Raw genomic sequence first — 2,650 nt, 5'->3', positions numbered from 1 at the left:
TAGCTGTCGGCCGTGTCGATAAAGTCCGTGCCCAGCTCGACGGAGCGCGTCAGCACGCGGAGCGACCGCTCGTGGTCCGCTGGCGGCCCCCAGACGCCCTGGCCGGTGATGCGCATGGCACCGAAGCCGAGGCGGTGAACGGTGAGGCCATCGCCCAGGTCGAAGGTTCCGCTGGCGCGGACGGGCTGGTCAGAGGCGGCGGTGTGGGACATGGCGCGTTGGGGAGGGGTGCGGCGTTGGATTTCCGCGAGACGTCGCCGTTCCCTGCGCCGGAGTCCGGATAAGTCAGAGCGTCGCGTATTCCGGTGCTCAGGCAGCGAGAGCCGCCGCCGGGGCCGTCGCCAGCGCCCGTGCCAGATCGGCCCACAGGTCGTCTGCGGACTCCAGCCCGACCGATAGGCGCAGAAGGCCCGGTGCGATACCGCCCGACAGACGTGCCTCGTCCGAAAGGACGCGGTGCGTGAGCCCGGCCGGGTGCTGGATCAACGTGTCGACCGACCCCAGGCTCACTGCTGGCGTCATCAGCGATACCGACTCGCAGACGGCGCGTGCTGCGTCGTACCCGCCGTGCACCTCGAATGCGAGCATCGTCCCGGGGCCGTCCATCTGGCACCCGACGAGCCGCTCGGGGTCGCCAGCGGGCAAGCCCGGGTAGTGCACGGCCGCGATGGCGTCGTGCCCGACGAGCCGAGCCGCCAGTGCAGCGGCTGTCCCCTGCGCGCGTTCGACGCGAAGCGGGAGCGTCGCCAGCCCGCGGTGGAGGAGGTAGCCCGCCAGCGGGTGCAGGAGCGCACCGGTCGCCACGCGTACCTGACGAAGCCGACGTGCCCAGCCCTCGCCACAGGCCACGACGCCTGCTACCACGTCGCCGTGGCCGCCGAGGAACTTGGTGGCGCTGTGCATGACGAGCGCTGCTCCATGGGCGATGGGCTGCTGGAGAACCGGTGTCGCGAACGTCGAGTCCACCAAGACGGGCACGTCGCCCGCCTGTGCGACGACCGCCTCGATGTCGACGAGGGCGAGTGTCGGGTTGGCAGGCGTCTCGGTGATGACCAGCGCTGTGTCCGGCCTCCGAGCCTCGGCCACGCCCGCTGGCGTCGTCCAGGTGACCTCCATCCCCATCAACTCGCACGTGAGCAGGTGGTCGGTCGTGCCGTAGATGGGCCGCGTGGCGACGACGTGACCGCCGTCGGCGCGGGCCGCCAGCAGGGCCGCCGTGAGTGCCGCCATCCCGCTGGCGAAGGCGACCGCGGCCTCGGCGCCTTCGAGGTCGGCGAGGGCGTTCTCGAAGCGGGCGACCGTCGGATTGTGGAGGCGCGCGTAGATCGGATTCGGCGCCGCCTTGTCGCCGGAGACGAGTGCGTCCAGACTGGCCGTCGCGCCGTCGAGGTCTGTGAACGGGTACGTCGAGGACAGGTCGATGGGGAGGGCGTGGACGCCCAACGCAGCGAGATCGTCGCGTCCCGAATGGACGGCACGAGTGGCGAGGTCGAGAGGTAGCTCCATCCGTCAGTTGTGCGTGATGTGGCTACACGGTAGAATGATGTAGCGTACCTCGTCAACAACACCGAAGATGATTCGGCCGCCTGTCACTATGCGTCCTCTCGATCGAACGGACCGCGCCATCGTGGCCCACCTGCAGAACAATGCGCGGATGTCTAACAAGCAGCTCGCGGCTTCCGTCGGCGTGGCGCCCTCGACGGCATTGGAGCGAACCCGCCGCCTGGAGGCCGACGGCGTCCTCGCGGGGTACCACGCGGAGATTGCCCCGGAGGCGCTCGGCATCGGGTTGCAAGCGCTGGTGTCGGTCTCGCTCCGCCAGCACGCCCGCCCTCTGGTAGAGGCCTTCGAGGCGCATGCGCTCTCCCTGCCGGAGGTCGTCCAATTCTTCCACACCGCTGGAGCGGCCGACTTTCTGGTCCATGTCGCTGTCCGCGACACCGATCACCTGCGGACGCTGGCGCTGGCCGCGTTCACGGAGCGTCCCGAAGTCGCTCGTATCGAGACGTCGCTGCTGTTCGCCCATCGCCGGACGGCGGGAGTGCCCACAGGAGACATCCCGCGCTGAGCCGGAGCGCGGCGCCAGCGGGCGCTTCGACAGGTCCCTAGAACCGCGTGCGGATGCCTCCGCTGGCGCGGAAGCCTGTCAGCGTCTCGCCGCCGATGGCCTCTGTGAGCCCGACCGTGTACGTGAACGACCCGAACAGCTCGGCGCTCTCGCCGAGGCCGATCGTCGGCGCAGCGCCCAGGTCGAGAAGCACCTGCTGGTCCGCCAAGAACGAGACCAACTCAATGCCGTCGTCGGCATCGGGGTCGATGGAGCCGTAGTAGCGGGCGCCAGCGGAGACGCCCAACGACGCGCTCTCCGGTCCGAAGCCGAGCCCCAGAACCACCTGCGCCTGCGACGGGCGGATGTACCCCACGGGACGCGCCTCGATGGTCCCGTCGAACACCTGCCGGTAGCGAGCCAGAAGCTCGCCCCGTGCGAGCCGCCCGCGGAGCGCCAGCCGCATCGTCCCGGTGGCCTTGTTGCCTGGGCTGAACGTCGTCTCGCCGAAGGTGTCGTCGCCGTAGAGCACGTACGACCCCTCCAGCGTGAATGTGGAGGCGCCGCCGAGAGATGCGTCTAGACCGGCGGTGAGGACGGTCT

At 69.8% G+C, this 2,650-nt stretch carries 4 protein-coding genes; 1 reads left to right on the top strand and 3 read right to left on the bottom strand.

What is annotated here, in order from left to right:
* Both AAGI91_17580 and AAGI91_17575 read right to left on the bottom strand, forming a co-directional pair.
* Positions 1-212: oxidoreductase (locus AAGI91_17580; protein MEM1044424.1), on the bottom strand; the 212-nt coding region annotated here is incomplete at its 3' end.
* Positions 213-309: 97 nt separating this feature from the next.
* Positions 310-1,506, bottom strand: a complete 1,197-nt coding sequence (locus AAGI91_17575) for a PLP-dependent aspartate aminotransferase family protein (protein MEM1044423.1) — start codon at positions 1,504-1,506, stop codon at positions 310-312.
* Positions 1,507-1,594: 88 nt separating this feature from the next.
* Here AAGI91_17575 and AAGI91_17570 point away from each other — a divergent pair, with 88 nt between their 5' ends.
* Positions 1,595-2,068 carry an Lrp/AsnC family transcriptional regulator gene (locus AAGI91_17570; GenBank protein ID MEM1044422.1) on the top strand — a complete coding sequence of 158 codons (474 nt, stop codon included), beginning with the start codon at positions 1,595-1,597 and terminating at the stop codon, positions 2,066-2,068.
* Between the two features lie 37 nt (positions 2,069-2,105).
* Here AAGI91_17570 and AAGI91_17565 read toward each other — a convergent pair.
* Positions 2,106-2,650 (bottom strand): hypothetical protein (locus tag AAGI91_17565; protein MEM1044421.1); only part of this gene is annotated, 545 nt, incomplete at its 5' end.

The organism is Bacteroidota bacterium, assembly GCA_038746285.1.
Taxonomy (GTDB): Bacteria; Bacteroidota; Rhodothermia; order Rhodothermales; family JANQRZ01; genus JANQRZ01.
Note: the sequence above shows the minus strand (reverse complement) of the source record. Positions and strands in the feature narration are given on the sequence as shown.